At 68.1% G+C, this 24996-nt stretch carries 18 protein-coding genes and 1 tRNA gene; 12 read left to right on the plus strand and 7 right to left on the minus strand.

The window, feature by feature from the left end:
• Positions 1-214 precede the first annotated feature (214 nt).
• From gltB to LSI54_RS03515, 5 genes are all read left to right on the plus strand, one after another.
• Positions 215-4858, plus strand: a complete 4644-nt coding sequence (gene gltB, locus LSI54_RS03495) for a glutamate synthase large subunit (protein WP_241477762.1) — start codon at positions 215-217, stop codon at positions 4856-4858.
• On the plus strand, positions 4851-6317 hold the full coding sequence (locus LSI54_RS03500; protein WP_241469942.1) for a glutamate synthase subunit beta: 1467 nt from the start codon (positions 4851-4853) through the stop codon (positions 6315-6317). The genes gltB and LSI54_RS03500 overlap by 8 nt, the downstream gene beginning before the upstream one ends.
• 92 nt (positions 6318-6409) lie before the next feature.
• Positions 6410-7924, plus strand: a complete 1515-nt coding sequence (gene pyk / locus LSI54_RS03505) for a pyruvate kinase (RefSeq protein ID WP_241477763.1) — start codon at positions 6410-6412, stop codon at positions 7922-7924.
• A 134-nt stretch (positions 7925-8058) separates the two neighbouring features.
• Positions 8059-8142, plus strand: a tRNA-Leu gene (locus LSI54_RS03510).
• A gap of 84 nt (positions 8143-8226) precedes the next feature.
• Positions 8227-8913, plus strand: coding sequence for an ANTAR domain-containing response regulator (locus LSI54_RS03515; RefSeq protein WP_446740361.1), 687 nt, complete (start codon positions 8227-8229; stop codon positions 8911-8913).
• A 30-nt stretch (positions 8914-8943) separates the two neighbouring features.
• Here the strand turns inward: LSI54_RS03515 and LSI54_RS03520 are convergent, their stop codons facing one another.
• The 6 genes from LSI54_RS03520 to LSI54_RS03545 form a co-directional block, all read right to left on the minus strand.
• Positions 8944-10134 (minus strand): acetyl-CoA C-acetyltransferase, encoded by a 1191-nt coding sequence (locus LSI54_RS03520; protein WP_241464365.1) that lies wholly within the window; start codon positions 10132-10134, stop codon positions 8944-8946.
• A 65-nt stretch (positions 10135-10199) separates the two neighbouring features.
• The gene (locus LSI54_RS03525; protein WP_241475181.1) at positions 10200-10856 is read right to left on the minus strand and encodes a CoA transferase subunit B; all 657 of its coding nucleotides are present in this window, start codon (positions 10854-10856) and stop codon (positions 10200-10202) included.
• Between the two features lie 7 nt (positions 10857-10863).
• Positions 10864-11646, minus strand: a complete 783-nt coding sequence (locus LSI54_RS03530; RefSeq protein WP_241464367.1) for a CoA transferase subunit A — start codon at positions 11644-11646, stop codon at positions 10864-10866.
• An 82-nt stretch (positions 11647-11728) separates the two neighbouring features.
• The gene (locus tag LSI54_RS03535; protein WP_241475179.1) at positions 11729-12526 is read right to left on the minus strand and encodes a 3-hydroxybutyrate dehydrogenase; all 798 of its coding nucleotides are present in this window, start codon (positions 12524-12526) and stop codon (positions 11729-11731) included.
• Positions 12527-12650: 124 nt separating this feature from the next.
• Positions 12651-14063, minus strand: coding sequence for a GntP family permease (locus LSI54_RS03540; RefSeq protein ID WP_241464369.1), 1413 nt, complete (start codon positions 14061-14063; stop codon positions 12651-12653).
• A gap of 128 nt (positions 14064-14191) precedes the next feature.
• Positions 14192-15370 (minus strand): PucR family transcriptional regulator, encoded by a 1179-nt coding sequence (locus tag LSI54_RS03545; protein ID WP_241477764.1) that lies wholly within the window; start codon positions 15368-15370, stop codon positions 14192-14194.
• Positions 15371-15558: 188 nt separating this feature from the next.
• Between LSI54_RS03545 and LSI54_RS13135 the strand changes: the two genes are divergently transcribed.
• Positions 15559-15675, plus strand: a complete 117-nt coding sequence (locus tag LSI54_RS13135) for a CoA-transferase (protein ID WP_342357702.1) — start codon at positions 15559-15561, stop codon at positions 15673-15675.
• Complete coding sequence (locus tag LSI54_RS03550; RefSeq protein WP_241464371.1) at positions 15672-17045, plus strand: short-chain fatty acid transporter; 1374 nt, start codon at positions 15672-15674, stop codon at positions 17043-17045. The genes LSI54_RS13135 and LSI54_RS03550 overlap by 4 nt, the downstream gene beginning before the upstream one ends.
• Positions 17046-17065: 20 nt before the next feature.
• Here LSI54_RS03550 and LSI54_RS03555 read toward each other — a convergent pair whose 3' ends face one another.
• Positions 17066-17386: a CHY zinc finger protein gene (locus LSI54_RS03555; RefSeq protein ID WP_241469938.1), complete on the minus strand. Its 321-nt coding sequence runs from the start codon at positions 17384-17386 to the stop codon at positions 17066-17068.
• 234 nt (positions 17387-17620) lie between these two features.
• On the opposite strand from LSI54_RS03555, the gene ilvD reads away from it, so the two are divergent.
• The 5 genes from ilvD (at position 17621) to serA (ending at position 24957) form a co-directional block, all read left to right on the plus strand.
• Positions 17621-19402, plus strand: a complete 1782-nt coding sequence (ilvD, locus tag LSI54_RS03560; RefSeq protein ID WP_241477765.1) for a dihydroxy-acid dehydratase — start codon at positions 17621-17623, stop codon at positions 19400-19402.
• A gap of 349 nt (positions 19403-19751) precedes the next feature.
• The gene (locus tag LSI54_RS03565; protein WP_241464374.1) at positions 19752-21629 is read left to right on the plus strand and encodes an acetolactate synthase large subunit; all 1878 of its coding nucleotides are present in this window, start codon (positions 19752-19754) and stop codon (positions 21627-21629) included.
• Positions 21630-21632: 3 nt separating this feature from the next.
• Complete coding sequence (gene ilvN / locus LSI54_RS03570) at positions 21633-22166, plus strand: acetolactate synthase small subunit (protein ID WP_241464375.1); 534 nt, start codon at positions 21633-21635, stop codon at positions 22164-22166.
• A gap of 57 nt (positions 22167-22223) precedes the next feature.
• Entirely contained in the window at positions 22224-23249 is a 1026-nt protein-coding gene (gene ilvC / locus LSI54_RS03575) for a ketol-acid reductoisomerase (RefSeq protein ID WP_241464376.1), read from the plus strand.
• Between the two features lie 112 nt (positions 23250-23361).
• Positions 23362-24957 carry a phosphoglycerate dehydrogenase gene (gene serA, locus LSI54_RS03580; protein WP_241469937.1) on the plus strand — a complete coding sequence of 532 codons (1596 nt, stop codon included), beginning with the start codon at positions 23362-23364 and terminating at the stop codon, positions 24955-24957.
• Positions 24958-24996: the final 39 nt, after the last annotated feature.

Here is a 24996-nt window from a genome sequence, read left to right on the forward strand (position 1 = left end):
CCCCGTATAGCGCGAACGTCACAGTGTGGCTGGGTCACAGGGTGACTGCGTCATGCAGGACCGAAGACCGACGGAGCCTGAGGAGTTCTTCGCAGACCGGGACGCCACAGTCCCGAAGAACTGGGAGAATGAGCTCAGACACCGTGCACCATAGAAGGGGCCGACGATGTCCCCTCCCCATGAAACGTCCGCATGCGGAGGAAGGAAGACCTTCATGTCTACTCTCGGATCACCGGGAACAGGCGCGGCTGCCACGGCAGACCCGCTCCAGATCATGAGTCCCTATCAGCGCTTTGCCGCTTTCCCTGAGAAGTCTGGGCTCTACGACCCCGCCAACGAGCACGAGAACTGCGGCATGGCCGCCGTGGCCACGCTGCGCGGCGAGCCGGGCCACGACATCGTGGACCACGCCCTCGTGGCGCTGCGCAACCTCGAACACCGCGGCGCCGTGGGCGGCGACGTGGGCACCGGCGACGGTGCCGGGCTGCTCACCCAGATCCCGGACGAGTTCTTCCGCGCGGTCACCGAGTTCGAGCTCCCGCCGATGGGGGAGTACCTCGCCGGCACCGCGTTCCTGCCGCAGTCACCCGCCGAGCGCGAGGCGATGTGCGTCAGCTTCGGCGACCTCGCCGAGGAACAGGGCCTGATCGTGCTGGGCTGGCGAGATGTCCCGGTCGACGCCTCGATGATCGGCACCCTGGCCAAGGAGTCGATGCCGTACTTCCGGCAGGTCTTCCTCGGCTTCGCCGCCGAGGACTCCATCGCCTACCAGGAGTCCGGCTCGGGCACGCTGGACCAGCGTGGATGGCGGCTGCGCAAGCGTGGACAGAACCGGCTCGGGGTCTACTTCCCCTCGCTGTCCTCGAAGACCATCACCTATAAGGGGATGCTCACCACCGCGCAGCTGGAGCCTTTCTTCCCGGACCTCTCGGACGAGCGGTACAAGACCACCCTGGGCATCGTCCACTCCCGCTTCTCCACCAACACCTTCCCCTCCTGGCCGCTGGCCCAGCCGCTGCGCAACATCGCGCACAACGGCGAGATCAACACCGTCAAGGGCAACCGCAACTGGATGCGCGCCCGGCAGTCCATGATGGCCTCGGAGCTGCTCGGCGAGGACCCGGAGTCGCTGTTCCCGATCTGCACCCCCGGCGCCTCGGACTCCACCAGCTTCGACGAGGCCGCCGAGCTGCTGATGCTCTCCGGCCGGCCGCTGGCCCAGGCGATGCGGATGATGATCCCCGAGGCCTGGGAGAACCACGAGACCATGGACCCCGATCTGCGGGCGTTCTACCAGTACCACGCACAGCTCATGGAGGCCTGGGACGGCCCCGCCGCGATCGCCTTCACCGACGGTCAGCAGGTCGGCGCGATGCTCGACCGCAACGGACTGCGCCCGGCCCGCTACTGGGTCACCGACGACGGCCTGGTCGTGATGTCCTCCGAGGTCGGTGTCCTGGACCTGGAGCCCTCTTCCATCGTGCGCAAGGGCCGTGTCGCCCCGGGCATGATGCTGCTGCTCGACACCGTTGAGGGCCGGATCATCGAAGATGCGGAGATCAAGGCCGATCTCGCCTCCTCGGCACCCTGGGCCGACTGGGTCCAGGAGAACCTGGTCAAGCTCGCCGACCTCCCGGAGCGGCTGCACGTCCGCCACCCCTCCGAGTCGGTCCGGCTGCGCCAGCAGACCTTCGGCTACACCCACGAAGAGCTCCGCGTGCTGATCGGGCCGATGGCCACCGCCGGCGCGGAGCCGCTGGGCGCCATGGGCACCGACACCCCCATCGCGGTGCTCGCCGACCGGCCCCGGCTGCTCTTCGACTACTTCATGCAGACCTTCGCCCAGGTGACCAACCCGCCGCTGGACGCCATCCGGGAGGAGCTGGTCACCTCCCTGGCGCTGCACATCGGTCCCAACGGCAACCTGCTCTCCAACGAGCAGGTCCGCTCCCGGCAGGTCGCCCTGGACTTCCCGGTGATCAACAACGACGAGCTCGCCAAGATCGCTAACATCCGCAACGACGACGGCGCGAAGATCGCACTGAAGGTCCGCGCGCTCTACCGCGCCGGGTCCAGGGAGGAAGAGCTGCGCCAGCGGATCCGCGAGATCTGCGAGAAGGTCTCCGCCGCGGTCAACCGCGGGGTCAGCTACATCGTGATCTCCGACCGCGACTCCAACGCCCAGTGGGCGCCGATCCCGTCGCTGCTGGTGCTCTCCGCGATCCACCACCACCTGCTGAAGTCCGCCAACCGCACCAAGGTCTCGCTGATCGTGGAGGCCGGAGACGTGCGTGAGGTCCACCACGTGGCCTGCCTGATCGGCTATGGCGCCGCAGCGGTGAACCCCTACCTGGCCATGGAGACCGCCGAGGACATGGTCCGCCGCGGCGACCTGACCGCGGTCGACGAGGAGCAGGCGGTGCACAACCTGCTCACCGCGCTGGGCAAGGGCGTGCTGAAGATCATGTCCAAGATGGGCATCTCCACCGTCGCCTCCTACTGCGGCGCGCAGACCTTCGAAGCCGTGGGCCTGGCCCAGAACGTGGTGGACCAGTACTTCTCCGGCACCCACTCGCCCATGGGCGGGGTGGGGCTCGACGTGCTCTCCACCGAGACCCTCGAGCGGCACGCGCGCGCCTACCCGGCCGACGGCAACGACCTCGGCCGGGGCAACGAGCTCGAGATCGGCGGCGAGTACCAGTGGCGCCGCGAAGGCCCGCCGCACCTGTTCAACCCGCAGACCGTCTTCAAGCTGCAGCACTCCACAAAGACCCGCCGATACGACATCTTCAAGCAGTACTCCAAGGCCATCGATGACCAGTCCGAGGCGCTGCTGACCCTGCGCGGACTCTTCAAGCTCAGCTCCGAGCGCCCGCCGGTGCCCATCGAAGAGGTCGAATCGGTCGCCGAGATCGTCAAACGGTTCAACACCGGGGCGATGAGCTACGGCTCCATCTCCCAGGAAGCCCACGAGACCCTCGCGATCGCGATGAACCGGCTCGGCGCACGCTCGAACACCGGTGAGGGAGGCGAGCACCCGGCCCGGCTGGAGGACCCCGAGCGGCGCTCGGCGGTCAAGCAGATCGCCTCCGGACGCTTCGGCGTCACCAGCCAGTACCTCACCCACGCCGATGACCTTCAGATCAAGATGGCCCAAGGTGCCAAGCCCGGCGAGGGCGGCCAGCTCATGGGCAAGAAGGTCTACCCCTGGGTGGCCGAGACCCGGCACTCCACCCCCGGCGTCGCGCTGGTCTCCCCACCGCCGCACCACGACATCTACTCCATCGAGGACCTGGCCCAGCTGATCTTCGACCTCAAGCGCGCCAACACCGGCGCCCGGGTCCACGTGAAGCTGGTCTCCCTGCACGGAGTGGGCACCGTGGCGGCCGGCGTGACCAAGGCCAAGGCCGACGTCGTGCTGATCTCCGGGCACGACGGCGGCACCGGCGCCTCGCCGCTGAACTCGCTCAAGCACGCGGGCACCCCCTGGGAGCTCGGGCTGGCCGAGGCGCAGCAGACGCTGATGCTCAACGGGCTGCGCGAACGCGTCACCGTGCAGGTGGACGGTCAGCTCAAGACCGGGCGTGACGTGGTCATCGCGGCGCTGCTCGGTGCCGAGGAATACGGCTTCGCCACCGCCCCGCTGGTGGTCTCAGGCTGCATCATGATGCGGGTCTGCCACCTGGACACCTGCCCGGTGGGCGTGGCCACGCAGAACCCGGTGCTGCGCGACCGCTACACCGGTCAGGCCGACCACGTGGTGAACTTCTTCGAGTTCGTCGCCCAGGAGGTGCGCGAATACCTGGCCGAACTGGGCTTCCGCACCCTGGACGAGGCGATCGGCCACGTCGACGCCATCGACATGGACGACGCCAAGCGGCACTGGAAGACCACCGGGCTCGACCTCGGCGCCGTGCTGGACAGCTACGACCCCAACGACCCGGTGACCGCCTCGATGCTGCGCCGCACCCGCGGGCAGGACCACGAGCTGGAGAAGCACTTCGACATGGGTCTCATCGAACTCGCCGGTTCGGCCATCTCCCACGGCGAGAAGGTCCACATCGAGAAGAAGGTCATCAACACCGACCGCTCGGTGGGCACCATGCTCGGCCACGAGGTGACCAAGGCGCAGGGGCTGAAGATGCTGGAGAACAACACCATCGTCGTGGAGCTCACCGGTGAGGCGGGCCAGTCCCTCGGGGCCTTCCTTCCCCACGGGATCACCCTGCACCTGGCCGGGGACGCCAACGACTACGTGGGCAAGGGACTCTCCGGCGGGCGGATCATCGCCCACCCGGACCCCTCGGCCCCGCTGGTGGCCGAGAAGAACGTCATCGCCGGCAACGTGATCGGCTACGGCGCCACCGCCGGCGAGATGTTCCTGCGCGGCCAGGTCGGCGAACGCTTCCTGGTGCGCAACTCCGGCGCCACCGCCGTGGTCGAAGGAATCGGCGACCACGGCTGTGAGTACATGACCGGCGGTCAGGCGCTCATCCTGGGACCCACCGGACGCAACTTCGGGGCAGGCATGTCCGGAGGCACCGCGTTCCTGGTGGACTTCGACGAGGAGAAGATCAACTCGCAGGCCCGCATCAACGGGGACCTGCTGCTGCTCGAGCCCGATGAGGAGGATCGCGCCATCATCGGCGACCTGCTGCGCCGCCATCACGAGGAGACCGGCAGCACCGTGGCCGAAGCCCTCCTCGACGACCTTGAGACCACCTATTCGCGCATCACCAAGGTGCTCCCGCGCAACTACGACGCCGTGCTCCGCGCCCGCTCCAGCGCCCTCGACGAGGGCCTGGATCCCGATGGCGACGCAGCATGGCAGAAGATTCTGGAGGCGACCCGTGGCTGATCCGCGTGGATTCCTGAAGCACCGAGAGCGCCAGGACCGGCCCTCTCGCCCCATCCCGGTCCGAATCATGGACTTCAACGAGGTCTATGACCGCAACGAGCGCGGCATCGTACAGACCCAGGCCAGCCGCTGCATGGACTGCGGCATCGCCTTCTGCCACACCGGCTGCCCGCTCGGGAACCTGATCCCGGAGTGGAACGACCTGATCTGGCGCGACCAGTGGGAGGAGGCCTCCTCCCGGCTGCACATGACCAACAACTTCCCGGAGTTCACCGGGCGGATCTGCCCGGCACCCTGTGAGACCTCCTGCGTGCTGGGGATCAACCAGCCCGCAGTGACGATCAAGCAGTCCGAGGTCTCCATCGCCGATGAGGCGATCGCTCGCGGCTACGTCGAACCGGTGCTGCCCCAGCGGCTCACCGGCAAGACCGTCGCCGTGGTGGGCTCCGGCCCGGCAGGCCTCGCCGCCGCCCAGCAGCTCACCCGCGCCGGGCACACCGTGGCCGTCTACGAGCGCGACGACCGGCTCGGCGGGCTGCTGCGCTATGGCATCCCGGACTTCAAGATGGAGAAGCACCACGTGGAGTTCCGCATCGACCAGATGCGCGCCGAGGGCACCCGCTTCTACACCTCCACCGAGATCGGCGCCGACATCACCTGGGACGCCCTGGAGGCCAGCTACGACGCCGTGATCCTGGCCACCGGCGCCATGGTCCCGCGCGACCTGGGCATCACCGGGCGCGAACTCGACGGGGTCCACTTCGCCATGGAGTACCTGGTCCAGTCCAACAAGGCCACCTCCGGAGACGAGGTCGCCGACCAGATCCGCGCCGACGGCAAGCACGTCGTGGTCCTCGGCGGCGGTGACACCGGCGCCGACTGCATCGGCACCGCCCACCGCCACGGAGCGGCCTCGGTGACCACCCTGGCCATCGGCAAGGAGCTCCCCTCGGAGCGTCCCGAGAATGAGCCCTGGCCGATGGACCCGCGGGTCTTCGAACTCACCAGCGCCGACGAGGAGGGCGGGGAGCGCAGCTACCTGGCCTCGACCGTGGAGTTCGTCGCCGATGAGCTCGGCCACGTGCGCGCCCTGAAGGTCGCCGAGACCCAGTACAACCCCGACGGCTCCCGCTCGCCCAAGCCCGACAGCGAGCACGAGATCCCCGCTGACCTGGTGCTGCTGGCCCTGGGATTCACCGGGGCGGAATCTGACACGCTCACCGAGCAGCTCTCCCTCGACTTCGACCGCCGCGGGAACATCACCCGGGCGGAGGACTACCAGACCTCCGTGGAGGGCGTCTTCGCCGTCGGCGACGCCGGACGTGGAGCCTCCCTGGTGGTCTGGGCCATCGCGGAGGGCCGCGCAGCAGCCGCGAAGGTGGACGAATATCTCGAAGGCGCGACCAGGCTTCCGGCCCCGGTCAAGCCCTCGGATCGTGCCATTTCACTCACAGGCTGACTGTTATAGGCTCGAGCACGAACCATCCTGGTCCAGTGTCGTGCCAGTCCATCAACTCGCTTATCAGCACAATAGATAGGACAAGGTGAGACATGAGACACGCCAAGATCGTCGCCACATTCGGCCCCGCCACCGCAGGCTATGAGATGACCCGCAAGCTCGTGGAGGCCGGTGTCGACGTCGCCCGGGTGAACATGAGCCACGGCGACTACAGCGTCCACGAGGACACCTACAACACCGTCCGCGAGGTCTCCAAGGACCTGCGCCAGGCCGTCGGGATCTTCGCCGACCTGCAGGGGCCGAAGATCCGGCTGGGTCGCTTCGCCGAGGGTGAGCACGCCCTCGCCGTGGGTGACCGCTTCACCATCACCATCGATGACATCCAGGGCACCAAGGAGCGCTGCTCCACCACGTTCAAGGGCCTGCCCGGAGACGTCAACGTCGGCGACACGCTGCTCATCGACGACGGCAAGGTCTCGCTGCGCGCGCTGGAGGTCACTGACACCGACGTCGTCACCGAGGTCACCGTGCCCGGCAAGGTCTCCAACAACAAGGGCATCAACCTGCCCGGCGTCGCGGTCTCCGTGCCGGCGATGTCGGAGAAGGACGAGGAGGATCTGCGCTGGGCGCTGCGCACCGGCTTCGACATGGTCGCGCTCTCCTTCGTCCGTGACGCCGCAGACATCGAAGCCGTGCACCGGATCATGGATGAAGAGGGACGCCGCGTCCCGGTCATCGCCAAGGTCGAGAAGCCCCAGGCGGTGGAGGCGCTGCAGGACATCGTCGACGCCTTCGACGCCGTCATGGTCGCCCGCGGCGATCTCGGCGTGGAGCTGCCGCTGGAGGAGGTTCCGCTGGTGCAGAAGCGCGCCGTGGAGCTCGCCCGACGCTGGGCCAAGCCGGTCATCGTCGCCACCCAGGTGCTGGAATCCATGATCGACAGCCCCCGGCCCACCCGCGCCGAGGCCTCCGACTGCGCCAACGCGGTGCTCGACGGCGCGGACGCGGTCATGCTCTCCGGAGAGACCTCCGTGGGTCAGTTCCCGGTGGAGACCGTGGAGACCATGTCCAGGATCATCGAGACCACCGAGACCAAGGGTCTGAGCCGGATCCCCGAGCTGGGCACCAGGCCGAAGACCCGTGGTGGTGCGATCACCCGCGCCGCCAAGGAGATCGCGGACCAGCTCGACATCGAGCACCTGACCACCTTCACCCGCTCCGGAGACTCCGCCCGTCGGCTCTCCCGGCTGCGGCCGAAGCAGAACATCTTCGCCTTCACCCACGTGGAGCACACGCACAACATCCTGACCCTCTCCTGGGGCGTGCAGCCGCGCTGGGTGGAGTTCGCCACCCACACCGACACCATGACCGCCCAGGTGGACAAGCTGCTGCTGGAAGAAGATGCCGCCGAGCTCGGTCAGCTCGTCGTGATCGCCGCCGGGTCCCCTCCAGGACAGGCCGGGACCACCAACATGGTCAAGGTCCACCGGATCGGTGACCTGCACGACGCCAGCGACATCGAGACCCTGCGCCGCGGCGACACCGCCCCGGCGAACAAGGAACCGGTCGGACCCTGGCCCGCGGTCAGCGCCTCAAGCCCGGTCTAGTCGGGCCGGCACGGCCGAGATTCAACGCCCGGGCGCAGGCCCGGGTAAGCTGGTGCCGTCCTCGCCGGGAAGTCTGAGAAGACTGCCCGCGGGGACTGTATGAGCGCCGGGGAGGCCCTGACCTCCTTGGTCCAGCCCGAATGGCGGAATAGGTAGACGCGCCGCACTCAAAATGCGGTACCACTGGTGTGTGGGTTCGAGTCCCACTTCGGGCACCAAGACGACGACGACCAGCCCAGCACGGGGATCATCCCCTCCGGGGGATGCTCCCGGCACGGTGGTCAGGGACCAGAAGGAGAACGGTGAGCGAACAGACTCCGGGCACCGGTGCCCATGAGAGCGGATCCGCAGCGGGCGGCGACGCCGCCACCTCCGACGCGGCGGCCCAGCACGGGAGCGCGGTGCGCCGCGTGCTGGTCGCCGAGGATGAGACGCTCATCCGGCTCGACATCGTCGAGATCCTCACCGGCGCCGGCTACGACGTGGTCGGTGAGGCCGACAACGGTGAACGCGCCGTGGAGCTGGCCCGCGAGACCGAGCCGGACCTGGTCGTGATGGACGTGAAGATGCCCATCATGGACGGCATCACCGCGGCGCAGCTCATCGCGGAGGAGCGGATCGCCCCGGTGGTCATGCTGACCGCGTTCTCCCAGCGTGACCTGGTCGAATCGGCCCGTGAGGCCGGCGCCATGGCGTACGTGGTCAAGCCGTTCACCGAGAACGATCTGATCCCGGCCATCGAGGTCGCCATGGCTCGCTTCGACGAGATCCGCGCCCTGGAGGACGAGGTCACGTCGCTGGCCGACAAGTTCGAGACCCGCAAGCTCGTGGAGCGGGCCAAGTCCCTGCTCACCACCAAGATGGGCCTCACGGAGCCGGAGGCCTTCCGCTGGATCCAGAAGACCTCGATGGACCGCCGGCTGTCGATGCGCGAAGTCGCCGAGACCGTCGTCGACCAGATGACGGATTCTCCGCCGTACCTCAAGTGAATCTCCCGTTGAGGGGTCTGAACGGGCAGTTCAGCCGCGGACGGTGAGGATCAGGGCGTCACCCTGGCCTCCGCCGCCGCACAGGCCCGCGGCTCCGGTGCCGCCGCCACGGCGGGACAGCTCCAAGGCAAGGTGAAGCACCAGGCGCGCCCCGGACATGCCCACCGGGTGGCCCAGCGCGATGGCGCCGCCGTTGACGTTGAGCTTCTCCTCCGAGAGGCCCAGCTTCCGAGCCGACGCCACCCCCACGGCGGCGAACGCCTCATTGATCTCCACCAGGTCCAGTGACTCTGGGTCGATGCCCTGCTTGCGGCACGCCTCAGCGATCGCATGCGCGGGCTGCAGCTGCAGGGAGGAATCCGGTCCGGCCACCATGCCATAGGCGCCGATCTCCGCCAGGGGAGTGAGACCGAGCTCCTGCGCCTTCTCCGGGGTGGTCACGATGACGGCGCAGGCACCGTCAGAGATCTGCGAGGCAGAGGCAGCCGTGATCGTGCCCTCCTTGTCGAAGGCAGGGCGAAGCTTGCCCAGCGATTCCGCCGTCGTGCCCGCTCGGATGCCCTCGTCGCGGCTGACCAGAACCGGGTCACCCTTGCGCTGGGGCACCTCGACGGGCGTGACCTCGTCGTCGAAGACGCCGTTGTCCCACGCCTGCGCGGCGCGTTCATGGGAGAGCGCAGCAAGCTGATCCTGCTCCTGCCGGGAGACCTCCGTCTCCGCCGTGTTGCAGGACTCTGTCAGGGCGCCCATGGTCTGTTGCGTGGCCTGATCGAACAGCGCGTCATAGGCCATCGAGTCCACCAGGGTCGTGTCTCCATAGGTGAAGCCCTTGCGCGAGCCCGGCAGCAGGTGCGGGGCATTGGACATCGACTCCATGCCGCCGGCGACCACCAGCTCACATTCACCGGCGCGGATCAGCTGATCCGCGTAGGCGATGGCGCTGAGCCCCGACAGGCATACCTTGTTCACCGTCATCGCGGGCACGCGGGCAGGTATGCCTGCTCCCAGGGCGGCGGTGCGGGCCGGGTTCTGTCCCGCTCCGGCCTGGATCACCTGCCCCATGATCACGTAGTCGACCTGGTCGGTGCGGACCCCGGTCTTCTCCAGGGCGCTGCTGATGGCAGCGGACCCCAACTGGGCGGCGGTGAGCGAGGAGAGCCCGCCCATCAGCTTGCCGATCGGGGTGCGGCTTCCTCCGAGGATCACGGAACCGGGTGTCATAGCTGCTCCTTCATGTTGCGGACGACTCGTGGGTGTTCAGGACCATGCCTAGCATGTGCGGCGGCTCAGTGCAGCTCGACGCCGGTGGCTTCGCGCACCTGCTCCTCACTCACCCCCGGCGCGGTCTCCACCAGCACCAGGCGCGGGGCGGTCTCGGTGCCCACCACGTCGATGACGGCCAGGTCGGTGATGATCCGGTTCACCACGGACTTGCCGGTCAGCGGCAGGGTGCAGGCAGGCAGGATCTTCGGGGCCCCGTCCTTCGCCACATGGTCCATCAGGCAGATGACCCGCTCCGCGCCATGGACCAGGTCCATGGCACCGCCCATGCCCTTGACCATCTTGCCGGGCACCATCCAGTTGGCGAGGTCGCCGTTCTCGGCCACCTGCATGCCGCCGAGCACGGCGACGTCGATCTTGCCGCCGCGGATCATGCCGAAGCTGGTGGAGGAGTCGAAGAACGCCGCCCCGGGAAGCACGGTGACCGTCTCCTTGCCGGCGTTGATCAGGTCCGGGTCCACCGCGTCCTCGGTGGGGTAGGGGCCCACGCCGAGGATGCCGTTCTCGGACTGGAGCACTACGGTGCGTTCGGCCGGGATGTGGTTCGGGATCAGGGTCGGCATCCCGATGCCTAAGTTCACGTAGGCGCCGTCGGGGAGCTCCTCGGCGGCGCGGGCGGCCATCTGGTCGCGGGTCCAGCCCGCGTTGATCTCGGTGGTCATGACGTGGTCACTCCTTCTCGTCGCTGCGGACGGTGCGCTTCTCGATGGGCTTGTCGATCTCGGCGCCGACCTCCACGATCCGGTGCACGAAGACCCCGGGCAGGTGGACGGCGTCGGGGTCGATCTCCCCGGGCTCCACGAGCTCCTCCACCTGGGCGATGCAGACCCGGCCCGCCATCGCGGCGTCGGGGCTGAACTGCCGGGCGGCCTTGTTGAACACCAGGTTGCCGTGTCGGTCGCCGCGCTGGGCATGGACCAGGGAGAAGTCGGCGACGATCGACTCCTCCAGGACGAAGTCGAGCGCCCGGCCGTCGTGGACGGTGAAGGGCCTGACCTCCTTGGGCGCAGACTCCTTCGCCACGCCGCCGGAGCCGTCGTAGGTCATCGGGATGCCGCCCTCGGCGACCTGCGTGCCCACTCCGGAGCGGGTGTAGAACGCCGGGATGCCCGCGCCGCCGGCGCGCATCTTCTCCGCGAGAGTGCCCTGCGGGACCAGCTCCAGCTCGAGCTCGCCCTCCAGGTACTGGCGAGCGAACTCCTTGTTCTCGCCCACATAGGACGAGGTCATCTTCACGATCCGGCGGGCCGCCAACAGGATGCCCAGGCCCCAGCCGTCCACGCCGCAGTTGTTGGACGCGACGGAGAGCCCGGAGGCGCCCTGCTCCAGCAGCGCCTCGATGAGCTGGATCGGATTGCCGGAGAGGCCGAAGCCTCCCACGGCGAGCGAGGCTCCGTCAGGGATGTCGGCGACGGCCTCGGCGGCGGTCGCTACGGTCTTGTCGATGGTCATGGGCCCTCCTCAGGGACTTGGGGCGGTTGGGCTTGGGACTGTGAGAGTGCAGGTCTGCTGGATCCTCCGCGTGATGGTCTGCTCAGCTCGCGGTCCATCCTCCGTCGATGGCGTAGGACGTGCCGGTCACCATGCCGGCGGCGTCGGAGACCAGCCACGTGGCCAGGGAGGCCACCTCCTCGGGCTCCACCAGCCGCTTCACGGCAGACTCGGTGAGCATGATCTGCTCGACCACCTGGTCCTCACCGATGCCGTGGATGCGGGCCTGGTCTGCGATCTGCTTCTCCACCAGCGGGGTGCGCACATAGGCGGGGTTGAGGCAGTTGGAGGTCACCCCGTGCTCGGCGCCCTCCAGGGCGGTGACCTTGGAGAGCCCCTCCAGCGCATGCTTGGCAGTCACGTAGGCGGACTTATATGGGCTGGCCCGCAGGCCATGGACCGATGAGATGTTGAGGATCCGGCCGAAGCCGCGCTCGTACATGCCTGGGAGGGCGGCGCGGATCAGCAGGAACGGAGACTCCACCATCAGCCGGTGCATGAACCGCCAGGCCTCGGGGTCGAACTCGTGCAGGGGCGCGACCCGCTGGATGCCGGCGTTGTTGACCAGGATGTCGGCGTCGTGGAGTCCCGTCTCGGCCGTGAGCTCCTCCAGGGCCGCGGTCTCGGCGAGATCCACCGTCCATGAGGTGCCGCCGATCTCTGCTGCCAGGGCCTCGGCGGCTTCGCCGTCGCGGTCGCAGACCGTCACCTGGGCCCCGGCGGCGGCGAAGGCCCGCACACAGGCCGCACCGATGCCGGAGGCCCCGCCGGTGACGACGGCGCGCCGGCCGCTCAGCGCATCGGCCGGGATCGGTGAGCTGCGAGTCGGGTGGGGGTTCATGAGGCTCCTTCAGAAGGGTCGGTATGGAACGGGGCGGAGGGGATGGCGGGGGGCGGGATGGCGTGGGACGGGATGGCGTTGGACGCGGGGGCCGCGGCGGACGAGGCGCGCCCGTTCCCGTGGATCAGAACCCGCCGACGGCCGAGACCAGCGCGATCAGCGCGGCGACGACCAGCACCGGGATGACAAGCGTCACCATACCGATGTCCTTATAGGACTGACGATGGGTGAGGCCACAGACGATCAGCAGCGTGACGACGGCGCCCGAGTGGGGAAGCGTGTCCAGGCCGCCTGCGGCCATGGCGGTCAATCGGTGCATCATCTCCAGGCTCATGCCTTCGGCCTCGGCCATTCCGCGCAGGTCATCGCCCAGGGCGTTCAGGGCGATGGTCATGCCGCCGGAGGAGGAGCCGGTCAGCCCGGCGGTGATCGAGGTCGTGACCACGGATGTCACCAGCGCGTTGGCGCCCATGCCGAAGACCGAATCACGGATCACGATGAAGGCGGCCACCGAGGCGACGACGGCGCCGTAGCCGACCTCGGAGGCGGTGGAGAAGATCGGCAGCATGGAGCGCTTGACGCCGTCGTTGAATCCGATCTTCAGGATGCTCCACTGTCCGAAGTTCATCGCGACGATCAGTCCGATGGCGACCACGATGCCCACCACCACGGCCCACAGGCCCGCGCGGGAGTCGTAGGTGATGGCCCCGAAGGTGTCCTCCTGCAGATAGGACCAGTCCATGGCCGGGAAGATCAGCAGGGTGCAGGCGAAGTTCACCGCGAAGACGGTCAGCAGCGGCAGGAACGGAACCAGGCGGTTGGGTGGGGCGATCGTGGTGGTGACCGAGGAGCCGTCGTCGGCCGACCCTCCGATGACCTTCTTGGACTCCAGGGACTCGAAGTGCTCGCCCTTGGCGATCAGGCTGCGACGGCGGTGCTCCAGCCACACCATGCCCAGGCCGAAGATCAGGATCCCGCCGAGGACGCCCACCCCCGGGCCGGCGTAGGCATCGGTGCCGAAGAACTGCCCGGGGATGATGTTCTGCACCTGCGGGGAACCGGGCAGGGCGGTCATGGTGAAGGTGAAGATGCCCAGCGCGATGGTGCCGGGGATCAGCCGACGCGGGATGTCGGCCACCCGGAACAGCTCGCGAGCCAGCGGATACATCACGAACGCGACCACGAAGAGGCTGATCCCGCCGTAGGTCATCAGTGCCGAGGTGATCACCGTGGCGGCGATCGCTCGGCGGCTTCCGATCCAGCCGGTCACGGTGCGCGCGATCGACTCTGCGTATCCGGTCACGGTCATCAGGATCCCGAAGATGGCCCCGACCAGGAAGACCGGGAACCAGCTGCCCACGAAGCCGGCCATCGCCGGCATGAACACCTCGGTGTAGGAGGCCAGGATGGGGGCCCCGGAGAACAGCACGCAGACGACTGCGGAGAGCGGAGCGGCCAGGATCACCGGCACGCCGCGGTAGGCGAGGGTGATGAGCAGCAGCAGGGACACGATGATGCCGACGATGCCCAGAATCATGGGGGTCTCCTTGTGGAGGGTGGTGAGCGAGTGACGACCGTCACGGCGTCGTAGATCAGCATGCACGCCGGAATGTGACGTGGGCTACATCCATCCGTTCAACAGTGGAGCGCCCGTTTCGTAGCTGGCTACGAATGCGTCCCGTGGGGGAGTGTGCCCCGATGTGCTGCGAGCACCCAGGAGAGCTCGACGAGCGTGTCGAGGTCTCCCAGATCAGCCCCGACCATCTCCTGGAACCTCTGCAGCCGGTAGCGCAGCGTGTTGGCGTGCACCGGGATGCTGCGGGCGGCCAGTGGAATGCTCAGCCGGTGGCGCAGGTAGGCGTCCACGGCCTCGAGCACATGCTCGCCGAATGCGCCGGCCTCGGCCAGGGGCTGCAGGTGGCGCTCCTGCAGCAGGGCGGTGACCTCCGGGCTGGCGTGGACCCCGGCTCGCCAGGAGAGGCGTTCCAGGTCCACCACTCCGGTCTGCCCCACGGCCGCGGCCGCTCGCAGCGCCGTGGAGGCGGACTCGAAGGATCGAGGCAGCCCCTCCAGGGTCACCGCCGGGCCGAGCCCGAGGGTCAGCCGGTCCGGCTCCGCGCTCAGCGGCGGCTCGCCGATGAGGATGCCCACCAGCGTGCTGGCGCGCACGGCCGTGAGCACGCGGATTCCCGCCCGGTCGGCCCAGTCCTGGAGCCGCCGCTGGTGTTCGAGGTCCTCTTCCGGCTGTGAGTGCGCGGCCAGCGCGCGCAGCGGTGCGGCGGTGGGGATGTCGTAGAGGGCGGCGCCGCGGGCCAGCTCGGTCGGCTCCATCCAGGTGGCGACGGCGTCACCGATCCAGGCCGCGCGCCGGGTGGAGTCAGCCAGGGCTCGCGAGACGTCCTTGTCCCGGTAGACGAGCACCGCGCGGGTGGAGAACGCGTCTCCCAGCTCCCACAGCAGGGTGGAGGAGGCCAGGACCTGATCTGCGGGGATGCCGTGGTCCGGGGCGTGGTCCAGCAGCCGGTGCAGGATCACCGACATGCAGGTCCGGAAGCCGGCGAGCACGCTCTCCACGGGCACTCCCTGGGCGTGTCGTTCCGAGGCCAGGGCGTCAGCTTCGGCGACGTCGTCGGAGGAGGGTTCGAAGCCGGCGCGGACCGTGCGGATGCTCAGCGCGATGTTGCGCCGCACCGATGCCTGCAGGGCGGAGGTGGGGACGTCGTGGTAGCCGGGCACCGTGGCGCGAATGTTGCCGATGGTCTCCTCGAGGATGCTGCCGTCCGCCTCGAGAGCGGCCAGCAGCTGGTCCCAGGCGGCCTCGGCGCGACCCTCATCCGCTGTCATGGGGCTCACGATACCGCCGCCCTGCGCCGAGCAGGAGCATGGCGCGGTTCCCGCGCTGGAGCCTCCCGGCGTTCCGGAGCAGGTCTTCTGCAGACGATTTGCTTAGCGTCGTGATCTGAGTCACATTGGGTGTGACGGGGCCGGATCGCCCCACCTTCTGCGCATCTGAACTCAAGGAGCTCACCCTGATGGTTGCCCGATATCCCTCTGCCCCTGAGGCGCTGGATCGTCTGTTCTTCGACGGCATGACCCTCCTCGTCGGAGGGTTCGGTCTCAGCGGCATCCCCGCTGAGCGTGCCGTATGACCACTTCGCGGCAGTCTGCCGCAGGCAACAGCGCCGTACTCGGCAGGGTGATGCGACCGCTGAACTCCCTGGTGGAGAAGCTGATCCCCTCGGCCCTGGTCTTTGCCATCGTCCTGACCTTCATCGTGGGCATCCTGGCGCTGGTCTTCACCGACGCCGGCCCTGTGCAGGTCGTCGAAGAATGGGGCATCGGCCTGGCTGGGCTGCTGGAGTTCATCACCCAGATGGCCCTCATCCTGTTCCTCGGCTATATCCTGGCCAACACGCGACCCGCCCGAAAGCTGCTCCGCCGCCTGGCCACAGTCCCCAGAACAGCAATCCAGGCCTACCTGTTCGTGTTCTTCATCGCCGCCCTGGCAAGCCTCATCACCTGGGGACTGGGACTGGTGGTCGGCGGTCTGCTGGCACGCGAAGTTGCCCACGTCTTCCGGGAACGCCAGATTCCCGTGCACTTTCCCATGCTGGTGGCCTCGGGGTTCTCCGGATTCGTGGTCTGGCATATGGGCTACTCCGCCTCCGGGCCGCTGACCGCAGCCACCCCAGATTCCTTCGTGGCAGACCAGCTGGGCGCTCCGCTGCCCGTGGGGGAGACGATCTTCTCCACCTGGAACATCATCGCCTGCATCGTCACCATCGCAGTGGTCGCCCTGGCCCTGTATCTGGTGGCGCCCCGGGACAGCAAGTCGGTGGTCCCGCTGGCGGTGGACGCACGCGAGGCCGATGTCGAGATCGACGACGCCGTCGAAACCCCCGCTGACCGCGTGGACGCCTCTCGCATTCCCACGCTGCTGATCGGCCTGATGTTGGTGGCCTATCTGATCATCCACTTCAGCGGCGGCGGCACCCTGACGCTGGATGTAGTCAACTGGAGCTTCCTGGGGCTGATCATGCTGCTGGTCCGCAATCCCTTCGAACTGATCGCCCTGACCAAGCAGGCCGCCTCGAATGTGGGCGAGATCCTGCTGCAGTTCCCGCTGTACGCGGGCATCCTGGGCATCATGGCCGGCACCGGGCTGATGACCGTCATCTCAGAGGCCTTCGTGGCGATCTCCACTGCGCAGACGTTCGCGCTCTTCGCGTTCCTCTCCGCCGGTCTGGTGAACTTCTTCGTGCCCTCCGGGGGCGGACAGATCGCTGTGCAGGCCCCGATCCTGCTCGAGGCCGCAGAGGCGCTCAGCGTGGATCCCGCTATCGCCATCATGGCTGTGGCCTATGGAGACCAGTGGACGAACATGATTCAGCCGTTCTGGGCGCTGCCGCTGCTGGCGATCGCGGGGCTGAAGATGCGCGACATCCTCAGCTACACCACGATCGTGCTCATCGCCTCCGGCATCGTCTTCGGCGCAACCCTGCTCATCGTCTCGATGTGACGGCCCCGCGCTAGACGGGGTCAGAGCTCGAAGTAGAACTCGTGATGCGTCGCGCACCCGGGGTTGAACCCTGCTCCACAGTCCGCGCAGGCCTCCGCGACCAGGTACTCCGCGATGCTGAATCGGTGGCGGCAGACCCCGCAGAGCAGGGCGCGCTCGGCCCGGCGCCCCAGCGGCCAGCGGCTGATCGGGTGCGCCTCGGCCTCCTGGTGACACTTCAGGCAGGGATACCAGCGGTCGCAGCAGAAGAACCGGAGCGCGACGACGTCCAGCGGCCCCGCGTAGTGCCGGCAGCGGGTCTGCTCATCCACCGCGGCGCCGCGGATCACAGGCTCATCCATGCGCCCGAGGCTATCGGAATCTGCGCCATCCGAACGTTGAGGGGCGGATCCTCCGAGTATCTGACGCGGTTCTCGGCCTGAAATGCTCGGAGAATCCGCCCCTCAACGAACAGGTGGTGCGCCCCTCAATGCGCAGGCAGCGCAGCATCCCTCCACCCCAGCGGAATTCTGCATCGTGAGACGGGCGGCGGTGCGAGTGTGCCGGGACACGTTCGCAGGCATAGAATCCAGAGCATGGCTGAGCGCACCGCAGAGACCCCAGAGAACACCCCTGACATCGTCGCGGGCAAGGCACCCTTCACCCCGCCCACCGCGGTCACCGGACCATCGAGTCCGGAGAAGCCGCGCAGCTGGGAGGTCACCGACGGCTACACCCGCGCCCCGGCGCGCGGGATGCTGCGTGCGGTAGGCATGGGCGACGACGACTTCTCCAAGGCGCAGATCGGCATCGCCAGCTCCTGGAACGAGATCACCCCCTGCAACCTGTCCCTGGACCGCCTGGCCAAGGCCTCCAAAGAAGGTGTGCACGCCGGCGGCGGCTACCCGATGGAATTCGGCACCATCTCGGTCTCCGACGGCATCTCCATGGGCCACGAGGGCATGCACTACTCGCTGGTCTCCCGCGAGGTCATCGCCGACTCCGTGGAGACCGTCATCCAGGCCGAGCGGCTCGACGGCTCGGTGCTGCTCGCCGGCTGCGACAAGTCCCTGCCCGGCATGCTCATGGCCGCGGCTCGGCTCAACCTCTCCAGCGTGTTCCTCTACGCCGGCTCGATCATGCCCGGCGTGGCCCGCTTCGCCGACGGCACCGAGAAGCAGGTCACCCTCATCGACGCCTTCGAAGGTGTGGGCGCCTGCGCCCGCGGCACCATCAGCGAGGCCGACCTCGACGTCATCGAACGCGCCATCTGCCCCGGCGAAGGCGCCTGCGGAGGCATGTACACCGCCAACACCATGGCCTGCATCGGCGAGGCCCTGGGCATGTCGCTTCCCGGCTCCGCCGCCCCGCCCTCGGCCGACCGCCGCCGCGACCACTACGCGCACAAGTCCGGCGAGGCCGTGGTGGAGCTGCTCCGCCAGGGCATCACCACTTCAGACATCCTCACCAAGAAGGCCTTCGAGAACGCCATCGCGGTGACCATGGCCTTCGGCGGCTCCACCAACGCGGTGCTGCACCTGCTGGCCATCGCCCGCGAGGCCGGGGTGGAGCTCGAGCTCGAAGACTTCAACCGCATCGGCGACAAGGTCCCTCACCTCGGTGACCTCAAGCCCTTCGGCCAGTACGTGATGGCCGACGTCGACCGGGTCGGGGGAGTGCCGGTGGTCATGCGCGCGCTGCTCGACGCCGGCCTGATCCACGGCGACGCGCTCACCGTGACCGGCAAGACCGTGGCAGAGAACCTCGAATCGATCAACCCGCCGGACATCGACGGCAAGATCATCCGCGCGCTGAACAACCCGATGCACCCCAACGGGGGCATCGCCGTGCTGCACGGGTCACTGGCTCCCGAGGGCGCGGTGGTGAAGTCCGCCGGCTTCGACGCCGAGGTCTTCGAAGGCACCGCCCGAGTCTTCGAACGCGAGCAGCAGGCGCTCAAGGCGCTCGAGGAGGGCCGGATCCAGGCGGGCGACGTCGTCGTCATCCGCTATGAGGGCCCCAAGGGCGGTCCGGGCATGCGCGAGATGCTGGCCATCACCGGAGCCATCAAGGGCGCCGGGCTGGGCAAGGACGTTCTGCTGATCACCGACGGGCGCTTCTCCGGGGGCACCACCGGTCTGTGCATCGGGCACATCGCTCCCGAAGCGGTCGACGGCGGCCCCATCGCCTTCGTCGCCGACGGTGACCTCATCCGGATCGACATCGCTGGGCGCAGCATCGAGCTCGTCGTGGACGCGACCGAGCTCGCCACCCGGCAGCAGGACTGGACCCCGCTGCCGCCGTTCATCACCACCGGTGTGCTCGGCAAATACGCCAAGCTGGTCCGCTCCGCCGCCGAGGGCGCCTACTGCGGCTGAGGCCGCGCGCGCAGTGTCAGCAACCCGGATTCCCACGATGTGAGACGGGCATCCGGGATGTTGACACTGATCACGGGCCAGGGAAGCATGGACGCCATGCGTCAACTACTAGCGGTAGTACCCGTACCCGCCGCCGGGGGACATGTGAAGTGATTCACACGCCTCAGGTCGGCCGCTCGTCTGCCTCACCGAGGCAGCCGAACGGTTGAACTGGAGCTGACGCATCCGCTCACCCCGGCAGAAGGCCCCATAGGCTTCTCAGCCGGGGTTTTCTCTTGACCGGAGCGGATCCGCCACGGATCAGAGATTTCTTGGATCAGCAATTCGGGAACCAGAGACTGAGGAAAAGATGAGCAATCTGACAGCCACGAGCCCAGCCATGCTGGCCTCCAAAGCATCCAGCAGCGCCGCTGGGACTTCCCCGGACCCGCGCATCTACGGTCCCGGCCGCACGGTGGAGCCGGTAGCGGCCACCGGCGCCGAATCGATCATTCGCAGCCTCGAGTCACTCGGCGTGACAGACGTCTTCGGCATCCCCGGCGGCACCATCCTGCCCACCTATGACCCGCTGATGGACTCCGAGCAGATCAACCACATCCTGGTGCGCCACGAGCAGGGCGGCGGCCACGCCGCCCAGGGCTACGCGATGGTCACCGGTCAGGTGGGCGTCTGCTTCGCCACCTCCGGCCCCGGCGCGACGAACCTGGTCACCCCGATGGCCGACGCCCACATGGACTCCGTGCCGATGGTCGCGATCACCGGCCAGGTCAACGCCGCGGTCATCGGCACCGATGCGTTCCAGGAGGCCGACATCGTCGGCATCGCCACCCCGATCACCAAGCACTCCTTCCTGGTCACCGACGCCGACCAGATCCCGAAGGTCATGGCAGAGGCCTTCCACCTGGCCTCCACCGGTCGGCCCGGCCCGGTGCTGGTGGACATCACCAAGTCCGCCCAGGTCGCGCAGACCACCTTCGCCTGGCCGCCGAAGATCGAGCTCAACGGCTACCGTCCGGTCACCCGCGGGCATTCCAAGCAGATCCGCGAGGCCGCGAAGCTGATCCAGGCCGCCTCCCGCCCGGTGTTCTACATCGGCGGCGGCATGATCAAGGCTGAGGCCTCCGAGGAGTTCTACGCGCTGGCCGAGACCGTCGGCGCACCGGTGGTCAACACGCTCATGGCCCGCGGCGCCTTCCCGGATTCGCACCAGCAGAACCTGGGAATGCCCGGGATGCACGGCACGGTCTCCGCCGTCGCCGCGCTGCAGCGCTCGGACCTGCTGATCACCCTCGGCGCGCGCTTCGATGACCGGGTCACCGGGCAGCTGGAGAGCTTCGCCCCGGACGCGAAGGTCATCCACGCCGACATCGACCCCGCCGAGATCTCGAAGAACCGCGCGGCCGACGTGCCGATCGTCGGCTCGCTCAAGGAGATCGTGCCCGAGCTGACCTTCGCCTTCGACGCGCTGGTGACCAAGCACGGACGCACCGACATCAGCGGCTGGTGGAAGCAGCTCAACCGCTTCCGCGAGACCTACCCGCTGGGCTACACCACCCCGGAGGACGGGAAGATCGCCCCGCAGCAGGTCATCGAGAAGATCAACCAGGCCGCCGGTCCCGAGGCCGTCTACGTGGCCGGCGTCGGGCAGCACCAGATGTGGTCCTCGCAGTTCGTCAAGTACGAGCGGCCGCGGCAGTGGCTGAACTCCGGCGGGCTCGGCACCATGGGCTACGCGGTGCCTGCCGCCATGGGCGCCCAGGTGGGCAACCCGGACCGGGTGGTCTGGGCCATCGACGGCGACGGCTGCTTCCAGATGACCAACCAGGAGCTCGCCACCTGCGCGATCAACAAGATCCCGATCAAGGTCGCGGTGATCAACAACTCCTCGCTGGGCATGGTGCGGCAGTGGCAGACCCTCTTCTACGAGTCCCGCTACTCCAACACCCACCTCAACACCTCGGTGTCCGACTCCGGCGGGGAGATCGTTCGGATCCCCGACTTCCTCAAGCTCGCCGAGGCCTACGGCTGCGTGGGGCTGCGCTGTGAGCGTCCCGAGGACATCGACGCCGTGATCGCCGAGGCCATGGCGATCAACGACCGCCCGGTGGTCGTGGACTTCGTGGTCTCGCGGGACTCGATGGTCTGGCCGATGGTCCCTGCAGGGGTCTCCAACAGCGACATCCAGTTCGCGCACAACCTGACCCCGCAGTGGGACGAGGAGGACTAAAGCATGGGCACACATGACATCGTCTCGCCGGAGCAGCGACGCACCCTCTCGGTCCTGGTCGAGGACGTCCCCGGCGTGCTGACCAAGGTCTCCGGACTCTTCGCCCGCCGCGCGTTCAACATCCACTCGCTGGCGGTGGGTCCCTCCGAGCTGCCGGGGCTGAGCCGGATCACCGTGGTGGTCGACGCCGACTCCAAGCTGCTCGAGCAGATCACCAAACAGCTGAACAAGCTGATCAACGTCATCAAGATCATCGAGCTGGCACCGGAGAACTCGGTCCAGCGCGAACACCTGCTGATCAAGGTGAAGGCCGACTCGCCCACCCGTCTGCAGGTCACCCAGGCCGTCGAGCTCTTCCGCGCCAAGATCGTGGACGTCTCCGTGGACTCACTGACCGTCGAGGCCACCGGCGCGCCTGACAAGCTCAATGCTCTGCTGGAGGTCCTGGAACCCTTCGGAGTCCGCGAGATCGTGCGGTCCGGCGGGCTCGCGATCTCCCGCGGCGCGAAGTCCATGACCGACAGAGCGCTGCGCTGAACACCACCTCAGAACCACTGACCTGTAACCCCACCCCCACCATGAGGAGCCCTCACTGTGACTGATCTCTATTACGACGACGACGCCGACCTGTCCGTGCTCAGCGGCAAGAAGGTCGCTGTCATCGGCTACGGATCGCAGGGCCATGCCCACGCGCTGTCCCTGCGCGACTCAGGCGTCGACGTCGTCGTCGGTCTGAAGGCCGACTCCAGCTCCAAGGCCAAGGCCGAGGAGCAGGGCCTGACCGTGAAGACCGTGGCCGAGGCATCCGCCGAGGCCGACGTCATCATGATCCTGGTCCCGGACCAGCACCAGGCCGCGGTCTACTCCGCCGAGATCGCCCCGCACCTGGTGCCCGGCAACGTGCTGCTGTTCTCCCACGGCTTCAACATCCGCTTCGGCTACATCGAGGCGCCCACCGAGGTCGGCGTCGCGATGGTCGCTCCGAAGGGACCGGGCCACGTGGTCCGCCGCGAGTACGAGGCCGGCCGCGGCGTGCCCGCCCTGATCGCCGTGGAGCAGGACCCCTCCGGCCAGGCCAAGTCGATCGCGCTGGCCTACGCCAAGGGCATCGGCGGCACCCGCGCCGGCGTCATCGAGACCACCTTCACCGAAGAGACCGAGACCGACCTCTTCGGCGAGCAGGCAGTCCTCTGCGGCGGCGCCTCCCAGCTGGTGCAGTACGGCTTCGAGACCCTCACCGAGGCCGGCTACAAGCCCGAGATCGCCTACTTCGAGGTGCTCCACGAGCTCAAGCTGATCGTGGACCTGATGGTCGAGGGCGGGCTGACCAAGCAGCGCTGGTCCATCTCCGACACCGCAGAGTTCGGCGACTACGTCTCCGGCCCCCGCGTGATCTCCCCGGAGGTCAAGGAGAACATGAAGGCAGTCCTCGCCGACATCCAGTCCGGAGCCTTCGCGAAGCGCTTCATGGATGACCAGCGCGACGGCGGCAAGGAGTTCAACGAGCTCCGCAAGAAGAACGAGTCGCACCCGATCGAGTCCACCGGACGCGAGCTGCGCAAGCTCTTCTCCTGGATCCCGCAGGATGATGACTACACCGAGGGCACGACCGCTCGATGAGCTGACACGGTGAGCGGGGCGGGTCATGGCGGCCCGCCCCGCTCACCGTCTTCGCGTGCACCACCCATCACGAAGCCATCCCTAGAAGCGCCCCGAGCAGAAGAAGGACATTGTGAGCACTCACCGCCCCGTCGTCGTACTTGCCGAAGAACTCTCACCCGCCACCGTCGATGCGCTGGGACCGGACTTTGAGATCCGCCAGTCTGACGGCACCGACCGGGAGCGGCTCTTCGCCGATCTCGCGGACGCCGACGCCATCATGGTGCGCTCGGCCACCCAGGTCGACGCCGAGGTGCTCTCCCACGCCAAGCAGCTGAAGGTCGTCGCCCGGGCAGGCGTGGGTCTGGACAATGTCGACATCAAGGCCGCCACCGCGGCCGGTGTGATGGTCGTGAACGCCCCGACCTCGAACATCACCTCCGCCGCGGAGCTCACCTGCGCCCACATCCTGGGCCTGGCCCGACACATCTCCCCGGCGCACCAGTCGCTGCGCGACGGCGGGTGGAAGCGCTCGAAGTACTCCGGCATGGAGCTCGCGGAGAAGACCCTCGGCGTGATCGGCCTGGGCCGCATCGGCGGACTCGTGGCCGAGCGGATGAAGGCCTTCGACATGGAGGTCATCGCCTACGACCCCTACGTGACCTCCGCCCGGGCCCACCAGCTCGGCGCCCAGCTGGTCACCCTGGATGAGCTCTACGCGAAGTCCGACGTGATCACCATCCACATGCCGAAGACCCCCGAGACCCTGAACATGCTCAACACCGAGGCCTTCGCGAAGATGAAGGACACCGCGTTCGTGGTCAACGTCGCCCGCGGCGGTCTGATCGACGAGGCCGACCTGGAGCAGGCCCTGGCCGAGGGTGCCATCGGCGGCGCCGCCGTCGACGTTTTCGCCACCGAGCCCTCCACCGACCTGCCCTTCTTCACCCGCGACAACGTGGTGGTCACCCCACACCTGGGCGCCTCCACCGCCGAGGCCCAGGAGAAGGCCGGCGTCTCCGTGGCGAAGTCCGTGCGCCTGGCCCTGGCCGGCGAGCTGGTCCCCGACGCGGTCAACGTCGCCGGCGGCGCCATCGACGAGCTGGTCCGTCCCGGGATCCCGCTGATCGAGAAGCTCGGCCGGATCCTCAACGCCCTGGCCACCGAGGCCTTCACCGATATCGAGACCGAGGCCGCCGGCGAGATCGCCGAGCTCAACGTCTCGGCGCTGCAGCTCGCCGCCCTGAAGGGCCTGTTCACCGACGTCGTCTCGGAGCAGGTCTCCTACGTCAACGCCCCGGTGCTCGCCGAGCAGCGCGGGATCTCCACCCGGCTGACCACCACCACCGAGGTCGAGGACTACCGCAACGCGCTCACCGTGCGCGGCGCCACCAGCTCCGGGACCAACCTGGAGGTCCGCGGCACCCTCACCGGACCCAAGCAGATCCAGAAGATCGTCGGGATCAACGGCTACGACCTGGAGATCGCGCTCACCGAGCACCTGGTGGTGCTCGAATACGCCGACCGCCCCGGCGTCGTCGGCGCCCTGGGCCGGATCCTGGGGGAGCACCAGGTCAACATCGCCGGGATGCAGGTCTCGCAGAACACCAAGGAGGGCCGCGCGCTGGCAGTGCTGGCCATCGACGCCGCGCTGCCCGCCGGGGTGCTGGACGCGATCAACGCCGAGGTCCAGGCCAATCTGGCCGCCGAGGTCGACCTCGAGGACTGAGCCCAGCGCTGATCCGGTGCAGGTCTCGGTGCAGGTCTC

The organism is Nesterenkonia sp. AY15 (assembly GCF_022565855.1).
GTDB lineage: Bacteria > Actinomycetota > Actinomycetes > Actinomycetales > Micrococcaceae > Nesterenkonia.